Below are 19,767 nucleotides of genomic sequence, written 5' to 3' on the forward strand. Positions count from 1 at the left end.
GACAGCGCCCCCCTCTGTCCTGCCGGCCATCTCCCCCGCAAGGGGGGAGATCAGCAGCTTCGCCGACGGCGCCATTCCTGCAACGTCGATGATTGGCGAAAGCAGTCGCGACAGCCAATCTCCCCCCTTGCGGGGGAGATGTCCGGCAGGACAGAGGGGGGGTGTGACGGAATGAGACGTTGGAATTCCGTTCGCCCAATCATCACAATTCGATCTGATGCACCTTCGGCTCGCTCGCAGCCAGCGGCATCTTCTCTTCCATGATCGCCGCGATGTCGCGGCGCAGGAAGTCGAGCGGGCCGATCACCGGCACGGCCTGCGGCGCGAAACAGGCATTGTCGCTTGCAGACTTCAACACCCGCCGGTCCTGATGCAGCGCGATGGTGAAGAGCGGCTTGAAGGCCAGGGCCTTCAGCTCGCCGAGCAGACCCTGGCGCCGGCCGATCAGCCAGCCGATGCCCTCGACTGTGCGCTCGTCGGCCTGGCGCAGATGGAAGGTGGTGGCCAAAACCAGCCCGTCCTTGCCCCAATATTCCAGCTCGGCGATGCCGGGATGGCGGAAGCGGCCGATGGTCTTCGCGCGCTCGCCTTCCAGCAGCCGGCTGATCAGGCCCTGCTGGCGGTCCTCGCCGGTGTAGCTCGCCTCGACCCAGCCCTCGCCGCCGGTCACCTCGACCCGCACCAGATGGCGCTTGGAGGTGAGGCCGCGCAGCAGTCCCTTATGGGTGAAGTGGGTGTGAGTGGCGTCAAGAATGTTTTCCGCCGCATCGATCACCGTCGACTGTGTCGACGAGCGTACGCGCCGCACGATGACGTCCTTGCCCTGCATGCAGTGAAGGTAAGGCTCGCCCCGCGGCGTGCCGGAGGAGATGAAGACCACGCCGTCGCGCTCGATCGCGGCGTAGCGACGGACCCGGTAATGGGGCATGGCGCCGACATGGCCGGGGATCGCCGTGCAGCGTCCCTCGCCGTCATAGCGCCAGCCGTGATAAGGGCACTCGATCTCGCCGCCGACGATCTTGCCGGTCGACAGCTCGACCAGCCGGTGCGGGCAGCGATCAAACAACGCGGCGATGCCTTGCGCCGAACGGAACAGCACCACGGGCTCGCCGTCGAGCAGGATGCGTTTCGGCCGTTTGCCGGTATCGGCGGACAGCGCCACCGCCTGCCAAAAGGCTTCCCGACGGCGCTCGCTCACAGTTCGAACCTCCTGAGCAAGGGAATCCCGATCCGCGCCAGCACGGCCTCCATGATACGGATCGCCAGGCGCCGGCGAAGCGGAAGATGTCCGGCATAGACGGCGTTGTATTCGATCGCGGCAACCGCGCCGCGCCGCCTTTTGAAACCGGCGGCGCCCGCGCTCATGTTGAAGAACAGGCCGCGCGCCGTGGCGTGGTCCTGCGCCACCGCCATCATCATGCGGTAAAGCCCGTCGGCGACCGGCAGGCTGGTGTCGTAGCCGACGATCGGCTGGGTCAGCGTGCCGCCGTTCTCGAACAGGCCGGTGACGGCGACCAGCTCGCCGCCGGGCCGGCGCAATCCCGCCAGGCTGATGATGCCGCGCCGATGCATCTCGGCGATATAGCGGCTCGTGTAGTGCGGATTGAGCGGCGTGTATTTGGCGAGATAGAGCATATCGTAGAGCTGCTCGGCGCGGGCATAGTCGGCGTCGGTGAAATCGCCATTGCCGACCCGCTCGAACGGTGTTTCGCGCAGGCGGGCGCGATCGCGCTTCATGTCGCGCGTCATGGCGGGCGCGGCGCTGCGGTCGGCGAAGATGTAGATCTGGCGTGCCGCCAGCATGCGGAACCCCTCGGCCTTCAAGGCGGCAATGGTCGCCGGATCGGCGATGTCGTTCAACGAGCGGATGACGATGGCGCGATCGGGGAAACGCGCGGTCAGCGCCGCGCGCAGCGAAGCCACCGTCGGCCGGTCGAGCAGCGGCACCGGATTGGTCGAATAGAGCCAGTTGTTGACCTGCGCCTGATGGTCGAGGCCGCTTGCCTTGACCAGCGGCGCGCAGGCGCCGATCAGCGCCTTCAACACACGCCGCAGCAGCGGGTGGGCGGCGAAGTTGCGCGTCTCGTCGATCGCGTAGTCGATATAAGCGTTGGTCGGGCGGCAGATGTAGCAGTTTGGCGCATCATCGGCGTCGTTCAGCGTCAGCGGAAAAATCCGGCCAGCGACCTCGAATGTTTCCACCTTCGTCTTGAGGTTGGCGATGAGATCGCGCACCGGCACCTCGCTGAAAAGGCTTACGAGAGCCGCAACCTTTGCCGGCTTGTTGTCGACGCGGTCGGCCTGCTGCACGGGCTGCCTTTCCATCATCGTCGCGCCGCTCATCGTGCCGGCTCCAGGCGGCATTCGACGCGGCGCAGCTTGCGGCCTGTTTCCAACGGCAGCGGCGCGCGGACGAGTGTTACGGTGGCGGCCGCCTTTCGCATTTCCAGGAGAGCACGCACAGCTTGATGCGCAGCCGCCGCCGCATCGTCCGGGAGCGTCGGCGCAAGTCTGAGCTCGATGCTCTCCGGCCCGGTCTGAACGAGGCGGAAATCGTCGATGCGGCGGTCGGCTTTGAGCACGGCGTTGCGCAACACATCGGGCGTGACCAGGATCAGGCCGTTCGGCGACGTGAATCGAAAAACATCGTCCATGCGGCCGACGATCTCGTCGACGCAGCGCAGCGGCGACCCGCAGCGGCAAGGTTCTTTGGACAAGCGCAACAGGTCGTTCATCCTATAACGCGCCATGATCTGGGTTTGACGGCGAAAGGCGGTCACCAGCGGCGTCACCAGCCCCTCGCCCGCCGGCTCGAATTCGAAGAAGACGGAGTCTTCCGCCAGATGCAGGCCACCCTGTCTGCAGGTCACCGCGAACAGGCCCTCCGTCGCCATGTAGATCTGGTCGAGCGGCAATTGGAAGAAGTTCTCGATCACCGGGCGATCGACCGGATCGAGCGTCTCGGCGGCGGAAAAAACGCGCGTCGGCCAGAGCCGGAAGTTCTCGGCCGCGAAATGCCGCAGGATCTTTGGCGGCGCGATGATCACCGTCGGGTCGAAGGCTTCCAGTTCATCGCGCCAGCTTTCCGGCCCCACGGTCAGATCGAAGAAGGCAAGCTTGATCAGCCGCGATTTGCGGGCGCTGTCATAGAGACCGGTGTTCTGCGGCAGGATGACGGCGACGCGGATGCCGCGCCAGAGAAGATCGGCCGACGCCTTGGCGAGGATCGCTCCCAGCCATCGGTATTTCTCCGCTTCCGAAATCACAAACAGGCCGCGGTTGCCGGAGGTGCCGGTACTCGCGCCGACAGTCTGCGCGCCGGCGCGGCCGTCACGCGCCAGGGCCGTCCAGGCTTGCGCGGCGGTGAGACCGCCGATGTTGAACTCGTCGAAGCGCGCCATCAGCAGCGCCTTGTCGGTGACCGGCAGATCGCTGAGGCGCGCTGGCGCCTTGCCGTAAAAGGGGGCGTGCGGCAGGTCGCGATCGAGGAAACGGCGCAAGGCAGTCGCCTGCCAGCGCTCGAAATCCGCGCGGCTCTTCCGCGACACCCAGCGTGTCAGCGCGAAGGAGCCCACCGCTTCCGCCAGGCCGTTCATCCGACCTCCGGATCGCTTGCAGCGAGATCGTAGGCTGTCGGCGCGGGATCATGGCAGAGCATCACCTCGCCGCCCATGCTGAGGAAGCGGCGCAGCATGGCGCTGGTCGGCTCGATCGCCGCCGCCTCCTCTGCGATCACGGTGGCCGGGAAACCGGGCGTGCGATTTTCGATCAAGGCAGTGAGCAGCCATTGCGCATCGACGGCGTAGAGCAGCGGTCGATCGAGGCCATTGAACAGCAGGCCGAACTGGCCATCGGCATGTCCTGGAAGATCAACCGCGACGACGCTGCCGTCGCCGAAGAGATCGGCGCCGCCGGGCACGTCTTCGCGCGCCTCGACCCGCCGCTTCGAGGACACCCCTTCCAGCCGCGGCTCGAAGTCGGCGGGGAACAGTTCGGTGAAAACGCCGTGGCGCAAATTCTGGCGCGGCTTGCGCGCCTTGACCCGCGCCCAGGCGGCATCGCTGGCGATGAAGCGCGCGTTGCGGAACAGCGACAGGCCCGAAATGTGGTCGGCGTGGAAATGTGTGACGACGACGGCGCGAACATCTTCAGGCGACAGACCGAAACGCCGCAGCACCGGCAGAACCTGTTCGCCGGCATTGAGCTGAGGTTTCAGAAGCGCGCCGTAAAGCCGCAGCATCCGCCCGCGCCTGTCGCCGCTCAGCGCTTCCGCCGTGTAGCCGGTATCGACCAGCACCGGTCCGGCGGCGGGGTGAAAGAACAGCCCGTAGCGGACACGCAGCCTGACGCTCTGCCAGGTGCCGCCGCGCAGGATCAGCCGCTCGGCGGCGCTCACCCAGGCGCTGTTGGCGAAGACGAGCTTCATGGCCTGGTCCCGCAGGAAAACGTGCGGTCAAGCCCTTGTTCGAACGAGATTTTCGGCGCCCAGCCGAGCATTCGTTTCGCTTTGGAAAGATCGAGGCTTTGCGCATAGGCGAAGAGACCGAGCCCATAGCGGGTGACCGGCGGCTCGGGCCGGCCGGGCAGCCGCAGCGCCACCGCTTCCATCACGCCCGCCGCCAGCATCGCCGGCATGAGCGGCATCGGCCGCCAGCGCGCGTGCAAGCCGGCGCGGATGCAGGCCTCGTCGGCGATGCGGCGGACCGGCAGCACCTCGCCACCAGAGATATTGAAGATCCGACTCTCGGCCTCGACTGGTGCCGCGAGCGCCGCCATGACCGCATCGACGACATCGTCGACATAAGTGAGGTCGATGGCCGCCCGGCCGTCGCGAAACAGCGGCAGCGGCCGGCTTTTCGCCGCCTTGATCAGGCGCGGCAACAGCGCTCGATCGCCCTGGCCGTAGATGCCGCGCGGCCGCAGCACGACCGGATGGATATGGGGCTGGCCGAGCACGATCTTTTCGGCCTCGCGCTTGGTGCGGGCATAGTGATTGACCGGCTCCGGCAAGGCCGCATCCTCGCTGAGGCCGAGCTGGTCGCGGAAGGCGAAGCAGACGGACGGGCTGGAGATGTGGACGAAGCGGCTGACGCCCTGCCGCCTGGCGAAGTCGAGCAGGTTGCGTGTCGCCGTGACATTGGCCGCCTCGAAATCCGCGAGGCGTCCGAAGGGTGAGGAAAGCGCCGCGCAGTGGATGATCCGTTCGACCCTGCCCAGCCTGGGGTCGAGGGCGGCATCGAACGGCTGCGCGAGATCGTGACGGATGATGCGATGGCCGGCCGCTTCGAGCGCCGCGCAGCGCGTTTCATCGCGGCCGAGCCCGAGCGCCAGCGTGCCGGAGGCGGCCAGCCGCTCGAGCACATGGGCGCCGAGAAAGCCGCTTGCGCCGGTGACGAGGACGGCCATGCTCAGACCTCCAGCGCCATGCCGCCGAAGGAGACGCCGGCGGAAGTACCGAGGAAGAGCAGCTTCATGCCGGACGCCACGCGGCCCTCGCGGCGCGCGACGTCGAGCGCGAAGGGCACGGAGGCGGCGATCTGGTTGCCGAAGCGGGCGGAGATATCGACGAGCTTTTGCGGCGCAAAGCCGGTCTGGCGCGCCATATGCGCAAGCGCGAAGGGGCTCGCCTGATGCGGCACGACGAGATCGATGTCTTCCCGCCGCCAGCCGGCGCGCTCCAGCAGAGCGTCGACGAAGCCGTTGAAGTGGCGCGAGGTGAGTCGGAACAGTTCCCTGCCATCCATGTGGAACAGGCTGTGCGCGGCGAACGCCTCCGGCTCCTTGCGGAAATCGAAGCGCGTGCCGCCCGAACCGATGCCGCAGGCTTCCCAGCCGGAAGGATAAGTGCGCATCAGGCTGGCCGCTACCTTGCCCTCGCCGGGCCTGGCCTTGCGCAGCACGGCCGCCGCCGCGCCGTCGCCGAAGAGCGCGGCGATCTCCGGCGCGTCCTGCCACGGCAGCGCGCGCGAAGCGACTTCGGACGAGAAGACCAGGGCCGTCTCGCATTGGCCGGCCTCGATCATGCGGCCGGCGGCCTCGAAGGCGGTGAGGAAGCCGAGGCAAGTGCTGTTGACGTCGAAGGCGGCGGCCGAGCCGTCCGCCAGCCCGAGGCGCTGCATGACCAGGGGCGCGGTCGCCGGCAGCGGCTGGTAAGGCACGCCGCAGCCGCCGATGATCAGGTCGACGACGCTGGGCTCGAGGCCAGCATCGGCAAGCGCAAGGCGCGCGGCGGCGCAAGCAAGATCGATTTGCGATTCGGCATGGCAGACATAGCGCTCGACGACGCCAGTGACGGTTTCCAGCGCGCCCTCGCCAAGGCCGAGCTTCTCTTCCAGCGCGCGCGTCGTCACCCGCTCAGCCGGTACCGCCCTGCCGGTTCCGACGATCCTGATCCGCATTCCCCCCTCGCCGCATGAGCTTGCGTCTATCTAGCGCAAAAAGCGGTTCGAGGCGACGACCGTGACGGCGCCAAGCGACCACGTTTGATCGCCGATCATTCTGCGATAAGTATGCGACGTTGCAGGGGGTGACGCATGGCCAATTCTTTTTCTCGCTTTATTTCTTCTGTCTTTGGGAATTCTGTTTCGAAGCCAAATGCGGATGTTGTCAGAAGCCCATGGCAAGACAGTCTCCAGTATCTGTTTATCGAGCCGTCAAGGAAGGATGTCTGGGAAGCACTGGACGGCTGGAAGTGGGTTGGGCTTGATGGCTTGGAGCCCGCCGCAGTCTCCTCATTCGGCGACATTTTCTTCCGTGCTCCCGATGGTTCCGTCAAATTGCTGGACATGATCGGAGGCCGATTGACCCAAGTGTCGGAAACATGGCCGGGGCTTACAACCCAGTTCAACGATCCTGATCGTCGCGACGAACTGTTGCTGGTTGGATTAGCGATGGCGGCACGAGAGAAGGGATTGGTCTTGGCGGACCGCGAATGTTACGACTTCGAAACGCCACCCGTACTCGGAGGCGAAATGTCAGCCGCGCAAATCAACAAGACCTTCTTCGTGGTGAAGGTGCACATAGCCGGCCAAATCCACCGGCAAGTAAAAGACCTCCCGCACGGTACGAAGATCAACAAAGTGACGATCGGCGATCGCTGACGGCTCTAAGCCTTGCGCTCCCACCGCCGGTCCGGCGTCTGCTGCCAATAGGTCACGGCGTGGCCGGCTTCCTTCATCGTCTTCCAATGGCCGCGCGCGGCTTCGAGCTGTGCCGCGTCATGGCCGTCGAACAGGAATACGGCGCGCTCGTAGCCCGATAGCTCGGGCGGGCTGGCGCCGTCGACCAGGAACCGGATCTGCGCGGCGTTCTGGTTGCCCTCGCTTGCAGTGAGCAGGACCGGCTGCTCGGCCGGATAGGCCTCTCGGTCGGTGGCATGAGCCAGGAAGGAATCGTCGCGGAAAATCCACAGATGCTGGTCGAGCGCGTCGCGGCGCTCTTCCGTGCCCGTCTGCACCACCGCGCGCCAGCCGCGCTCGACGCTGCGCTCGAGCAGGCCGGGCAGCGCCTCCTCGAGCGTCGATTCGGTCAAATGGTAGAACAGGATGTCGGCCATCCCCTATCCTTCGTAGTGATCGCGCACCAGCCTATCGAGCAGGCGCACGCCAAAACCCGAACCCCAGGACTGGTTGATCTCGCTGGACGGCCCGCCCATCGCGGTGCCGGCGATGTCGAGATGCGCCCACGGCGTGTCCTTGACGAAACGCTGCAGGAACTGCGCCGCGATGATGGCGCCGCCATAGCGGCCGCCGATGTTCTTCATGTCGGCATTCTTGGAATCGATCAGCTTGTCGTATTCGGGGCCGAGCGGCATACGCCACAGCCGTTCCTGTGATGCCTGCCCGGCGCCGAAAAGCCGGCCGGCAAGCTCGTCATTGTTGGAGAACAGGCCGGCATAATGCTGGCCGAGCGCGACCATGATCGCGCCGGTCAGCGTCGCCAGGTTCACCATGAATTTCGGCTTGAAGCGGTCGTTGGCGTACCAGAGCGCGTCGGCCAGCACGAGGCGGCCTTCGGCGTCGGTGTTGAGCACCTCGATCGTCTGGCCCGACATCGAGGTGACGATGTCGCCGGGGCGCTGGGCGTGGCCGTCGACGGCGTTCTCGACAAGGCCGATGACACCTACCACATTGGCCTTGGCCTTGCGCGCGGCCAGCGCATGGACCAGCCCGGTGACGGCGGCCGCACCGCCCATGTCGCCCTTCATGTCTTCCATGCCGGAGGCCGGCTTCATCGAATTGCCGCCGGTGTCGAAGGTGACGCCCTTGCCTATGAAGGCCAGCGGCGCGTCCTTGGCCTTGCCGCCGTTCCAGCGCATCACCACCAGGCGGGCGCCGCGCGGCGAGCCTTGGGCCACGCCGAGCAGCGAGCCCATGCCGAGCTTCTTCATCTCCTTTTCGGTGAGGATCTCGACCTCGACGCCAAGTGCTTCCAGCGCCTTGACGCGCTCGGCGAAGTCGACAGGCCCCAGCGCGTTGGCCGGCTCGTTGACGAGGTCGCGCGCCAGCAGCACGCCGTCGACCACCGCTTCCTCGCCGGCAAACACCTTCTTCGCGGCAGCCGGATCGGCGCAGTGGATCGTGACCTTGGCGGGCTTCGCCGCCTTCGCGTCGGATTGGCCGTCGTCCTTGTCTTTCCTGGTCTTGTACTTGTCGAAGGCGTAGCTGCGCAGAAGGATGCCGGCGGCAAGGCTCGCCGCCTGGCGGCCATCAACCTGCAGTTCCGGCAGATCGAGGATGACGGCCACCTCGGTCGCCTTGCGCAGCGAAGCGGCGACAGCGCCGCCGAGCTTCAGCCAGGCGTTGTCGTCGAGAGCCGACACCTTGCCGGCGCCGATCGCCACGAGCCGGTCGACGGACGTTCCTTCCGGCGCCAGCACCTCGACCGAGCTGGCGAACTTGCCGGCGAAATCGGCGACCGGAAACGCGCGAGCCAGCGCGCCGGCCGGATCGCAGGCCTTCGCCGCCTCGCCAAGCCCGCCGCCGTCGGCCGCGAGCACGAAGACGCTCCCCTTTTTCGGCGTGGCGAATTTGGCGAAAGAAATGGTAGGTCTCGACGTCATCAGGTCCTGCTTTCGGGGATGGCCGTACGGTGCCGGCAAAGTTAAATCTTGGCGAGCAAGGGGGTTGGCAAGCGTGCGCGACATTTGGTCGTTTTCAGCCATTTGGCAAGACTTTGGCCGAAATCGCTGCCTATATCAGCGCCACCATAGACAAAGGATTCGCCTCGGCGCAATCTTAACTTGCTGCCGTAACCTGCTGTTAACCATCGATGTTTTGCATTTCTTATCCATTGGCGCGGAGACTCCGTCGCGCCGGGGCACGCGGCGTGGGGCGACAAACCGGAGCGAGCCGCCTATGACCCAGTTGTGCGGGTGTCGCCGGATGACTACCTTGTCGGCGGGCATGATGCCGTTCGGCAAAATCGAGAAAAGCCTTCATGAAGGTCGTTGAACGCTACATCATGCGCCGCGCGCTGACGATGTTCCTCGCCGCGCTGGTCTGGACGCTGGCGATCGTGTGGACGACGCAGGTGCTGGCCAAGATCGACCTCGTCACCGACAACGGCCAGTCGGCGCTGACCTTCTTCGAAGTCGCGGCACTGATCATTCCCTCGATCATCCCGATCGTGGTGCCGTTCGCCCTGGTGGTGGCGGTGGCGCAGACGCTGAGCGCCATGAACACCGATTCGGAGCTCGCCGTGCTCAGCGCCGCGGGCGCCTCGCGCTGGACCATCGCGCGGCCGATCCTGTTGCTGGCAATCGCGGCTTGCGCCTTTTCCTTCATCGTCGACAACGCCATCGACCCCTATGCCAGGCAGAAGAACCGCCAGCTGGTGGCGGCTTCGCGCGCCGACCTCGTGTCGCTGATCATCCAGGAAGGCACGTTCCGCAAGATCGACGAGGGCCTCTACCTGCAGGTCGGCGAACGGCTTCCCGGCAACCGGCTCGGCGGCATCTTCGTCGCCGATTCACGCGAGGAAGGCGCCAGCCTCACCTACTACGCCAAGACCGGCAGCATCGTCGAAAAAGGCGACGAGAAGGTGCTGATGATGAATGACGGCGTCATCAACCGCAAATCGGTCACCGGCGACCTCTCGGTCATCCGCTTCACCTCCTACGCCTTCGACATGTCCGCCTTCCTATCCGCGGCCAACGACATCACGCTTTTGCCCAAGGACCGCACGACGGCGTATCTGCTCAACCCGGATGCCAATGACAGGATGTTCCAGCGCGAACCGGGCAGCTACCGGGCGGAGCTCAACCAGCGCTTTGCCGAGTGGTCCTATTCGCTGGTGTTCGCGCTGATCGCGCTGGCCGTCGCGGGCGATGCGCGCTCGCATCGCGAAGCGCGCATCAACCCGTTGATCACGGCGATCGCGATAGCGCTTTTCGTGCGATGGCTGGGCTTCTTCGCCGCCGGCAAGGCCGACAGGGTCTCGTACTATATCTACCTGCTCTACGGCATTCCGCTGATTGCATCCGCGGTTTCGATCTGGTTCATCGTCTCATCGCGCACCATGGAATTGCCGGTCAGCTGGGCGGACTGGCTGACCAACGTCGCCAAGCGCACCAGCGACAATTGGACGGCATTCAAGCTGTGGCTTGCCCGGCGCACTTCCGGCCAGGGAGCCTGACCATGGGCTGGACGCTGGGCCGCTATTTCTTCTTCCGCTACGTCTCGATCACCTTCTGGTTCTTCCTGGGCCTGCTGGCGCTGGTGTTCCTGATCGATTTCACCGAGCTTTCCGGCCGCACGACCGGGCTGCCGGGCTTCACCTATGGCACGGCCTTCGCGATTTCGGCGCTCAGGATGCCGATGATCATGCTGCAGACGGTGCCGTTCGTCGGGCTGTTCTCGGCAATGGCGACGCTTGTGTCGCTCAACCGCCGCTACGAGTTGGTGATCGCGCGCTCGGCCGGGGTTTCGGCCTGGCAGTTCCTGTTTCCGTGCTGCGTCGGCGCGCTGATGTTCGGCGTGCTTTCGGTGGCCGTGATGAACCCCATCGCCGCGCATGGCTTTTCCTGGTCCGAGCAGATGGAGAACGACCTCAGGGCCGGCAAATCGAATGCGGTCACCACCAACGTCACGCCGTGGCTCAGGCAGAAAACCGAATCAGGCGACACCATCATCGGCGCCCGCGCCATCCTCAATCAGGGCCTGGAGATGGCGGACGCGGTGTTTTTCATCCTCGACCCGCAGGGCAACATCGCCGAGCGCAAGGACGCGGCCAAGGCCATCCTGCGCGACGGTTACTGGGAATTGCAGGACGTCAAGGTCTTCAAGGCGGGCAACATCCAGACGCTGGCGACCGACAAGGTGCCGACCAACCTCAAGCCGGAATTCGTGCAGGAGCGCCTGGCGCGCCCGGAAACCATCCCTTTCTACGAGCTGCCGCGCAAGATCGAGGTTGCCCGTTCCTTCGGGCTCAAGGCAAATGCCTTCGCCATGCAGTTTGATTCGCTGGTGGCGTTGCCCTTCCTTCTCGTCGCCATGACGCTGATTGCTGCAACGGTTTCAATGCGATTTGCGCGAATGGGGCAGTCGGCAACGATGATTCTGGGTGGCGTCGTGGCCGGGTTTCTGCTTTATGTCGTTTCGGTACTGGTCAAGGCATTCGGTGTGGCTGGATTCGTGCCTACGGTGGTGGCTGCATGGGTTCCGGTTGTCGTGGCTATGTTCTTTGGGGTGACCTTTCTGCTATACAAGGAAGACGGCTAGTGAGGGAGGCTGGATTGCGCAGCCATAGGCAGGCCGGTTTGGCACGCCTCTATGGGGCGACAGCCTTGGCATGTCTGTTCGCTTGTGCGGTGCCGATGGCACCCGCGCTGGCGCAGACTATCGCTGCCAAGCCCGTCCCGTCCGACACGCAGATGCTGCTGGCCGCAGATACGCTTGTCTATGACAACGACAAGCATACGGTGACGGCCGTCGGCGGCGTGCAGATCGACTATGGCGGCAACAAGCTGGTCGCCCAGCGCGTGGTGTACAACCGCGACACCAAGCGCCTCGTCGCCAGCGGCGCCGTCGAGATCATCAACAGCGACGGCACCAAGATCAACGCCGAGCATATCGACATTACCGACGACTTCGCCGACGGGTTCACCAACGCGTTGCGCGTCGAGACGATCGACAAAGCCTATTTCGCCGCCGAGAGCGCCGAGCGCATGGGCGGTGTGCTGACCACTTTCCACAATGGCGTCTACACCGCCTGCGAGCCTTGCGAGGACAAGCCGGACAAAGCGCCGACCTGGCGCATCAAGGCGCGCAAGATCATCTGGAACGGCGAGAAGAAGACGGTCCGCTTCGAAAATTCGAATTTCGAATTCTTCGGCTTCCCGCTTGCCTATCTGCCCGCCTTCGAGATCGCCGACCCGACCGTGAAGCACAAGAGCGGCTTCCTGATCCCCGGCATCGTCTACAACAACCATCTCGGCGTCGGCGTCAAAGTCCCCTACTATTTCGCGCTGTCCCCGACCTATGACCTCACCGTCACCGGCAGCGGCTATACCAAGCAGGGCTTCCTCGGCGAGGCCGAGTGGCGCCAGCGCTTCAACAACGGCGAGTACACGCTGAAGATCGCCGGCATCAATCAGCAGGACCCGGACGCATTCATCGATACGGACACCCTCGACATCAACCACGGCCACAACGTCAATTCCGGCCCAGAAGGTGATCCGAACAAGTTCCGTGGCATGATGGGCACCAAGGGCCAGTTCGCCATCAACGAGCGCTGGGATTTCGGCTGGGACGTGCTGCTGCAGACCGACAAGGAATTCTCGCGCACCTACAATATCGACGGTTTCAACGACCTCGTCCACCAGTCCTCGATCTATCTGACCGGCTTGAGCGACCGCAATTATTTCGACGTTCGCGCCATGCGCTTCGAGGTGCAGGAAGACACGCTCTCCAGCGATCCGACCTCGCGCTCCGCCAAGCAGCCCTGGGTGCTGCCGTCGTTCGACTATGCGTATATTCCCGACACGTCGGTGGCCGGCGGCCAGTTGTCGTTCAACGTCAATGCACGTGTGATCAGCCGCAACCGGCTGGACGCCGTGCTCACTGATATCAAGAATCCCGATTCCATCAACAATGTGCGCGGCATCGAAGGCGAATCGAGCCGGCTCACCGCCGAGGCCGAATGGAAGCGCACCTTCACCACCGACGGCGGCCTGCAGCTGACGCCGTTGCTCGCCTTCCGCGGCGACGCCGGCTATGTCAACGCCAATCAGGCTTCGCTCGATGCGGTCAACCAGATGGGCGCGAATCTCGGCGAGGACGTCGACATGCGTTCCTCGCTTGCCCGCTATATGGCGACCCTCGGCCTCGAGGCGCGGTGGCCGCTGCTGTTCTCGATGCCCAGTTCCAGCCATATCCTGGAGCCGACCGCGCAAGTCTTCGTGCGTCCGAACGAACAATATGTCGGCGGCCTGGCCGTCCCCAATGAAGACGCGCAGAGCTTCGTCTTCGACGCCACCACGCTGTTCGAGCGCGACAAATTCTCGGGCTATGACCGTATAGAAGGCGGCACGCGCGCCAATGTCGGCTTCCGGTATTCAGGCGCCTATGACAATGGCTGGGCGACGAATGCCATCTTCGGCCAGTCCTACCAGCTCGCGGGCGAGAACTCCTTCGCCGCGCCCGATCTCGTCAATGCCGGGGCCGAGTCCGGCCTGGACAAGCGGACCTCGGATTATGTCGGCCTTGTCGGCTTCAACAGCCCGAGCGGTTTCTCCGGTTCGGTGAGCGGGCGTTTCGACGAGCAGACACTCGAGGTCCGGCGCGCCGAAGTGAAGGCTGCCTATTCCAGCCTGCCGATATCGCTCAGCGCCAAATATGCCTTCATCGAGGCGCAGCCGCTCTATGGCTTCACCACCGACCGGCATGAAGTCACGCTCGGCGCCTCGACGCATCTGGCGCAGAACTGGCGGCTGTTCGGCACCGGCACCTACGACATCCAGAGCAACGTGCTGGTCAAGGACGGGGTCGGTTTCGCCTACAACGATTCCTGCTTCACCTACATCATGACCTATTCGCAGACACGCGATACCATCACCAGGGAAGTGTCGCAGAATATCGGCTTCAACCTGTCGTTCCGCACGCTGGGCGATTTCGGCTCGTCGACAAGCGCTGTCGATACGATCCAGTAACCGAAGGCCGGCGGGTGGCCTGCGAGCCGGGCGCCGATGGTGCTTTGGTCTTGATTTGGAGCGTGACCCCCCGAAAATGCGCTGATTCTCGGGGCCATGCGCCGGCGACATCGTTTCGCCGCATAGGAGAGGCATGGGGTCGGCTGTATCGCGCAGGCGTTCGGAGGACGCGCGGCGCTGTCGCGCCGACAAATTTGGGGCGGGAAATTGGAAGGTAAGATGAGGAAATACCTGTTTTCGGCAGGATTGGCGCTTCTGGTGGCGGCGACCTCGGTTTCGGTCACGGCTGTTGTGCAGCCAGCTTTCGCCGCGGAGATCAAATATGTCGTCAACGGCATACCGATCACCACCGGCGACATCGCGCACCGCGCCGCCTTCTTCAGGCTCCAGCACAAGAAAGGCGATGCCGGGCAGGAGATGATCGACCAGACGTTGCGGCTGGCCGAGGCCAAGCGGCTCGGCATCCGCATCACCGATGAGCAGGTCGACGCCGCCTACCAGCGCTTCGCCTCGGGCAACAAGATGCCGCTGGCCAAGCTCGACGCGATCATGAGCCAGTCGGGCGTCACCAAGGATCATTTCAAGGAATTCATCCGCGCCCAGATGGCCTGGAACCAGGCGCTCAGCGCGCGCTACCGCTCCGGCGAGGGCGGCTCGGTGACCGAGCAGGACGCCGTGCGGCGCATGCTCGACAAGGGCGGCGCCAAGCCGACGGCGACGGAGTACATGCTGCAGCAGGTGATCTTCGTGGTGCCGGCATCGGAGCGTGCCGCCACGCTCGCCAAGCGCAAACGCGAGGCTGACGCCATGCGTGCCCGCTTCAGCGGCTGCAACACCACGCGCGAATTCGCCAAGGGTCTGATCGACGTCACCGTGCGCGATCTCGGCCGGGTGCTGGCGCCGCAATTGCCGACCGACTGGGCCGAGCAGATCAAGGCGACCAAGGCCGGCGGCGCGACACCGACGCGCGAGACCGAACGCGGCGTCGAATTCATCGGCATCTGCTCCTCGCGCGAGGTTTCCGACGACAAGGCCGCGCAGATGGTGTTCCAGGCCGAGGGCGGCAGCGACAAGGACGCCGACGAGCTCAGCAAGAAATATGTCGCCGAGCTGCGCCAGAAGGCCAAGATCGTCGAACGCTAGAGTTGGAGACATCAGGTCGGACCAGCCTGAATCCGTCTCCCAAATCCGAGAAATGGAGCATGATGTCGTCCGAAAACCGCAGCACACTTTTCGGCGTCATGCTCTGAGCGACAAGCATGCGATACCACAGTCAGCCCACCCGATGAGCGCGCGCAAGACGGATGCGCCGCTGGCGCTCAGTGTCGGCGACCCTTCGGGCATTGGACCTGAGATCGCCATCGCCGCCTGGCAGGCGGGCGACAGCGCCGGGGTGCCGCCCTTCTATCTCATCGCCGACCCCGCCCTGATCGAAGCCCGCGCCCGCCTTGTCGGCGCAAATGTGACGGTTGCCGAGACCTTGCCCGGACAGGCCGCGCATCATTTTGCCCGCGTGCTCCCCGTCGTGCCGCTCCATGCGCGCCATGTCGACAGCCCCGGAGAGCCGGATTCGGCCAATGCCGCCGGCACCATCGAAGCCATCGATCGCGCCGTCGCCGACTGTCTCGCCGGCAGCGCCGCCGCGGTGGTCACCTGTCCGATCGCCAAGAAGCCGCTTTACGATGCGGGATTCGGCTTTCCCGGCCACACCGAATATCTGGCGCATCTGGCTTCGCGCCACACCGGCAAGGAGGTCACGCCGGTGATGCTGCTGGCCGGACCCGATCTGCGCACCGTTCCGGTGACCATCCATATCCCCTTGGCCGAAGTGCCGAAAGTGCTCACCACGGAGCTGATCGTCGCCGTAGCGCGCATCACCGCCGCCGATCTCAAGAGCCGCTTCGGCATCGCGCGGCCGAGGCTTGCGATCGCCGGGCTCAACCCGCATGCCGGCGAAGGCGGCGCCATGGGCCAGGAGGATGCGGCAATCGTCGCCCCGGCCGTCGAGACGCTGAAGGCGGAAGGCATCGACGCGGTCGGACCGCTGCCGGCCGACACGATGTTTCATCCACGCGCGCGCGCCACCTATGACGCGGCGCTGTGCATGTATCACGACCAGGCGCTGATTCCGGCCAAGACCTTGGCCTTCGACGAGGCGGTCAACGTGACGCTCGGCCTCCCCTTCATCCGCACCTCGCCCGATCACGGCACCGCCTTCGATATCGCCGGCAGGGGCATGGCCCGCGCCGACAGCCTGATCGCGGCGCTCAGGCTGGCACGCCGGCTGGCCGACCGCGGCCGGCAGGCCGCGGCCGCGTGAGGACCCGTTGAACGGGCGCACCACGATCGACGGGTTGCCGCCTTTGCGCGCGGTGATCGAGCGGCACGGCCTGCAGGCCAAGAAGGCGCTCGGGCAGAATTTCCTGCTCGACCTCAACCTGACTAGCAAGATCGCCCGCGCCGCCGGCGATCTCGGCGAGGCAACCGTGATCGAGGTCGGCCCAGGCCCGGGCGGGCTGACGCGGGCGCTGCTGTTCAACGGCGCGCGGCGCGTGATCGCCATCGAGCGCGACGAGCGCTGCCTCGAAGCGCTGGCTGAGGTTTCCAGCCACTATCCCGGTCGCCTGGAGGTCATTCCCGGCGATGCGCTGAAAACGGATTTTGCCGCGCTTGCCGGCACGGCGAAAGGCGCGCCGGTGAAGATCGCAGCCAACCTGCCCTACAATATCGGCACCGAGCTTCTGATCCGCTGGCTGACAGTGGCCGACTGGCCGCCGTTCTATCAGTCGATGACGCTGATGTTCCAGCGCGAGGTGGCTGAGCGCATCACGGCGGGTCCGGGCAGCGACGCCTATGGCCGGCTCGGCGTGCTGGCGGGGTGGCGCACCGAGGCGAGGATCGCCTTCGACGTGCCGCCGCAGGCTTTCACCCCGCCGCCCAAGGTCACCTCCTCCGTCGTGCATCTGGTGCCGCGCTCGTCTCCCCTGCCCGTCGACGGCAAAAAGCTCGGCCGCGTCACCGAGGCGGCCTTCGGCCAGCGCCGCAAGATGCTCAGGCAAAGCGTGAAGAGCCTGGGCGGCGAGGCGCTCCTCACCCGCGCCGACATCGACCCGACGCGGCGGGCGGAAACGCTCAGCGTGGAAGAGTTTGTCCGGCTGACCAACGCGGTCTGATCGCCGGCGCCACCACTGGCATCCACAAGACGGCGCCATAGATAGGCGGGCGAGACCGCCTGGAGCCTGCCCTGGAGCCTGCAATGCCTGCCTATATCATTTCCGACGTTACGATCCGCGACCGGGAAGCGTTCGAAGCCTATCGAACCCGCGCCGCGGCCTCCATCGCCGCGCATGGCGGCCGCTATCTGGTCCGGGGTGGCGACGTGGAGACGCTGGAGGGCAATTGGCGGCCCGGACCGCTGATCGTCGTTGAATTTCCTGACATCGAGACCGCGCGGCGCTGGTACCGCTCCGAGGAATACGCGGCCGCGCTCCAGGTTCGCGATGCAGCGCTGAGCCGCAACCTCATTCTGGTCGAGGGCGTCAGGTGAGTCGGTCAATTGCCTGAAGACCGCGGCGTGATAGTATGACCCCATGAAAGACAAAGTTGTCACCTCGCGCCGGAGCAGGGCCGGTCAATTCGTTTTGACCCGTGACAAAGGCGAAAAGATCAGCGCTGTCGAAGGCCTAAATCCGTCGCCGCGCATGGGGGCCGTCTTGAGGGAAGGCGACGCCAGAGGATCGAGCGGAGACGAACGCAGAGCGTTGATCAAGGAACAAGCTCAGCACAACAAAGCGTATGACGTGTGGTTTCGCGCCAAGGTTCAGCAAGCCCTGGACGACAGCCGCCGTGACATTCCCGACGATCAAGCCAAGGCGCATTTTGCCGAGAGACGGCAGGCAGCGGGTCGCAAGTGAGGGTCGTCTGGTTGACCTTTGCGCTTCGCGAGCCACCACAGGCCGGCGCTGCCCGTCATCCGGCCCTTCGGGCCACCTTCTCCCCGTAAAACGGGGAGAAGGAAAGGCTGCCTACTCCGTCTTCTCGTCCAGCAATCCCGAAATGAAGTCGAACAGGCCAGGCCGCCTGTCGCGGCGCAGACGCTCGGCGGCGACGATGGCGCGGACCTCGGCGAAGGCGCGGTCGAGATCGTCGTTGACGATGACGAAGTCGTATTCCTTCCAATGCTCGATCTCCAGGCGAGCGTTCTTCAGCCTGGTCTCGATGACGGATTCCTGGTCCTCGGCGCGGCGCTTCAGGCGCGCCTTCAATTCCTTCATCGACGGCGGCAGGATGAAGATCGAGACGATGTCGGCGCGCATCTTCTCCTTGAGCTGCTGGGCGCCCTGCCAGTCGATGTCGAACAGCATGTCGCGGCCTTCGGCCAGCGCGATTTCCGCCGGCTCGCGCGGCGTCGCATAGCAATTGCCGTGCACCTCGGCCCATTCGAGCAGCGCGTCGGAATCGCGCAGCCGCTCGAACTCGCGCATGGAGCGGAAATGATAGTGGACGCCTTCGATCTCCGAACCGCGGCGCGGCCTCGTGGTGACGGAGACCGAAAGCTCGAGGCTTGGATCGCTCTCCAGAAGATTGCGCGCGATCGTCGACTTGCCGGCGCCCGACGGCGACGACAGCACCAGCATCAGTCCGCGGCGGCGGATGCGGGATCCCAGATCCCTGGCAGCCGTCGGCTCCTTGGCAACCATTCCCGTCACTCCAGATTCTGGACCTGTTCGCGAAACTGGTCGACCACCGCCTTGAGCTCCAGCCCGATCGCGGTAACCGCAGCGGCGTTCGACTTGGAGCACAGGGTATTCGATTCGCGATTGAATTCCTGCGCCAGAAAATCGAGCTTGCGGCCGATGGCGCCGCCGCCCTTGAGCAACGTCCGCGCCGAAGCGACATGCGTCTTCAGCCGGTCGATCTCCTCGCGGATGTCGGCCTTGGTGGCGAGGAAGGCCGCCTCCTGATGCAACCGGACGGCATCGAGATTGGCCGAGGCATCCATCAACAGGCGTACCTGCTCCGTCATGCGCTCGCGGATTGCAGCCGGCTCGCGCGACGGGTCGGCTTCCGCCTTCAACGTCAGCGCCTCGATGGTGTCGACATGGCCGGAAAGCAGCGCGCCAAGTGCCGCGCCCTCGCCTTGCCGCGCCTGCTCCAGCCCGGCGAGCGCTGCCTCGAGCGCCGACAGGATCGCGGCATCAAGCGCGGCGCGTTCCTCCTCGGTCTCAACCGCCTCGGGAATGTCGAGCACGCCGCGCAGCGAGAGCAGGCCGTCGGCGGTGGCGGGCTCAGTGCCGAACTGCTCCTGCAAGCGCTTCGCCAGCCCCGCCAGATCCTTGAGGAACGCCTCGTTGACCACCGGCTGGGCCTGCCTGGCCGCAGCGCGGCCGACGGTCAGTGTCGCCTGGAAATTGCCGCGCGCGAAACGCTTCTGAACGGTCTGCCGGACGGCGGTCTCCAGCCGGTCGAAACCCTGCGGCAACCTCAGCCGAACCTCGGCACTCTTGCCGTTCACCGATTTCACCTCCCAGGCGATCGACGTGCCATCGCTCTCGGCGGCGGACCGCGCGAAACCGGTCATGCTCTGCAGGCTCATTGCCCTCCCCCTGTCGCAGGCC

General features: G+C 65.2%; 19 protein-coding genes. 9 read left to right on the forward strand and 10 right to left on the reverse strand.

Annotated elements, in window-relative coordinates; translation table 11 throughout:
- Positions 1-202: 202 nt before the first annotated feature.
- The 6 genes from EN852_RS24815 to EN852_RS24840 are packed head-to-tail and all read right to left on the reverse strand — an operon-like array spanning position 203 to position 6,398.
- The gene (locus tag EN852_RS24815) at positions 203-1,198 is read right to left on the reverse strand and encodes a Rieske 2Fe-2S domain-containing protein (protein ID WP_127877865.1); all 996 of its coding nucleotides are present in this window, start codon (positions 1,196-1,198) and stop codon (positions 203-205) included.
- Positions 1,195-2,343, reverse strand: coding sequence for a GNAT family N-acetyltransferase (locus EN852_RS24820; protein WP_127877863.1), 1,149 nt, complete (start codon positions 2,341-2,343; stop codon positions 1,195-1,197). The genes EN852_RS24815 and EN852_RS24820 overlap by 4 nt, the downstream gene beginning before the upstream one ends.
- Entirely contained in the window at positions 2,340-3,596 is a 1,257-nt protein-coding gene (locus tag EN852_RS24825; RefSeq protein WP_127877861.1) for a F390 synthetase-related protein, read from the reverse strand. The genes EN852_RS24820 and EN852_RS24825 overlap by 4 nt, the downstream gene beginning before the upstream one ends.
- Positions 3,593-4,426, reverse strand: a complete 834-nt coding sequence (locus tag EN852_RS24830; RefSeq protein WP_127877859.1) for an MBL fold metallo-hydrolase — start codon at positions 4,424-4,426, stop codon at positions 3,593-3,595. Before EN852_RS24830 ends, EN852_RS24825 begins: the two co-directional genes overlap by 4 nt.
- Positions 4,423-5,406 (reverse strand): NAD(P)-dependent oxidoreductase, encoded by a 984-nt coding sequence (locus tag EN852_RS24835; protein ID WP_127877857.1) that lies wholly within the window; start codon positions 5,404-5,406, stop codon positions 4,423-4,425. The genes EN852_RS24830 and EN852_RS24835 overlap by 4 nt, the downstream gene beginning before the upstream one ends.
- A gap of 2 nt (positions 5,407-5,408) precedes the next feature.
- The gene (locus EN852_RS24840; protein WP_127877855.1) at positions 5,409-6,398 is read right to left on the reverse strand and encodes a 3-oxoacyl-[acyl-carrier-protein] synthase III C-terminal domain-containing protein; all 990 of its coding nucleotides are present in this window, start codon (positions 6,396-6,398) and stop codon (positions 5,409-5,411) included.
- Between the two features lie 135 nt (positions 6,399-6,533).
- Between EN852_RS24840 and EN852_RS24845 the strand changes: the two genes are divergently transcribed.
- The gene (locus EN852_RS24845) at positions 6,534-7,100 is read left to right on the forward strand and encodes a T6SS immunity protein Tdi1 domain-containing protein (protein WP_127877853.1); all 567 of its coding nucleotides are present in this window, start codon (positions 6,534-6,536) and stop codon (positions 7,098-7,100) included.
- Between the two features lie 5 nt (positions 7,101-7,105).
- Here EN852_RS24845 and EN852_RS24850 read toward each other — a convergent pair whose 3' ends face one another.
- Together EN852_RS24850 and EN852_RS24855 are read right to left on the reverse strand one after the other, a co-directional pair.
- Complete coding sequence (locus EN852_RS24850; RefSeq protein WP_127877851.1) at positions 7,106-7,555, reverse strand: DNA polymerase III subunit chi; 450 nt, start codon at positions 7,553-7,555, stop codon at positions 7,106-7,108.
- 3 nt (positions 7,556-7,558) lie between these two features.
- Positions 7,559-9,061, reverse strand: a complete 1,503-nt coding sequence (locus EN852_RS24855) for a leucyl aminopeptidase (RefSeq protein ID WP_127877849.1) — start codon at positions 9,059-9,061, stop codon at positions 7,559-7,561.
- A 377-nt stretch (positions 9,062-9,438) separates the two neighbouring features.
- On the opposite strand from EN852_RS24855, the gene lptF reads away from it, so the two are divergent.
- The 8 genes from lptF (at position 9,439) to EN852_RS24895 (ending at position 18,063) form a co-directional block, all read left to right on the forward strand.
- Entirely contained in the window at positions 9,439-10,635 is a 1,197-nt protein-coding gene (gene lptF, locus EN852_RS24860) for an LPS export ABC transporter permease LptF (protein WP_127877847.1), read from the forward strand.
- A 2-nt stretch (positions 10,636-10,637) separates the two neighbouring features.
- Complete coding sequence (lptG, locus tag EN852_RS24865) at positions 10,638-11,720, forward strand: LPS export ABC transporter permease LptG (RefSeq protein ID WP_127864928.1); 1,083 nt, start codon at positions 10,638-10,640, stop codon at positions 11,718-11,720.
- The gene (locus EN852_RS24870) at positions 11,720-14,149 is read left to right on the forward strand and encodes an LPS-assembly protein LptD (protein WP_189546157.1); all 2,430 of its coding nucleotides are present in this window, start codon (positions 11,720-11,722) and stop codon (positions 14,147-14,149) included. Before lptG ends, EN852_RS24870 begins: the two co-directional genes overlap by 1 nt.
- Before the next feature lie 219 nt (positions 14,150-14,368).
- Entirely contained in the window at positions 14,369-15,292 is a 924-nt protein-coding gene (locus EN852_RS24875; RefSeq protein ID WP_127877843.1) for a SurA N-terminal domain-containing protein, read from the forward strand.
- A gap of 142 nt (positions 15,293-15,434) precedes the next feature.
- Positions 15,435-16,469: a 4-hydroxythreonine-4-phosphate dehydrogenase PdxA gene (gene pdxA, locus EN852_RS24880; protein ID WP_127877841.1), complete on the forward strand. Its 1,035-nt coding sequence runs from the start codon at positions 15,435-15,437 to the stop codon at positions 16,467-16,469.
- Between the two features lie 7 nt (positions 16,470-16,476).
- A complete protein-coding gene (rsmA, locus tag EN852_RS24885; protein ID WP_127877839.1) occupies positions 16,477-17,322 on the forward strand; it encodes a 16S rRNA (adenine(1518)-N(6)/adenine(1519)-N(6))-dimethyltransferase RsmA in 846 nt (281 codons plus the stop codon).
- Between the two features lie 83 nt (positions 17,323-17,405).
- On the forward strand, positions 17,406-17,696 hold the full coding sequence (locus EN852_RS24890) for a DUF1330 domain-containing protein (RefSeq protein ID WP_127877837.1): 291 nt from the start codon (positions 17,406-17,408) through the stop codon (positions 17,694-17,696).
- Positions 17,697-17,739: 43 nt separating this feature from the next.
- Positions 17,740-18,063 carry a type II toxin-antitoxin system RelB/DinJ family antitoxin gene (locus EN852_RS24895; protein WP_127877835.1) on the forward strand — a complete coding sequence of 108 codons (324 nt, stop codon included), beginning with the start codon at positions 17,740-17,742 and terminating at the stop codon, positions 18,061-18,063.
- A 111-nt stretch (positions 18,064-18,174) separates the two neighbouring features.
- Here the strand turns inward: EN852_RS24895 and gmk are convergent, their stop codons facing one another.
- Positions 18,175-18,849 carry a guanylate kinase gene (gmk, locus tag EN852_RS24900; RefSeq protein WP_112125616.1) on the reverse strand — a complete coding sequence of 225 codons (675 nt, stop codon included), beginning with the start codon at positions 18,847-18,849 and terminating at the stop codon, positions 18,175-18,177.
- Positions 18,850-18,854: 5 nt separating this feature from the next.
- Positions 18,855-19,745, reverse strand: a complete 891-nt coding sequence (locus tag EN852_RS24905; RefSeq protein WP_127877833.1) for a YicC/YloC family endoribonuclease — start codon at positions 19,743-19,745, stop codon at positions 18,855-18,857.
- Positions 19,746-19,767: the final 22 nt, after the last annotated feature.

The organism is Mesorhizobium sp. M2E.F.Ca.ET.209.01.1.1 (assembly GCF_004010375.2).
GTDB lineage: Bacteria > Pseudomonadota > Alphaproteobacteria > Rhizobiales > Rhizobiaceae > Mesorhizobium.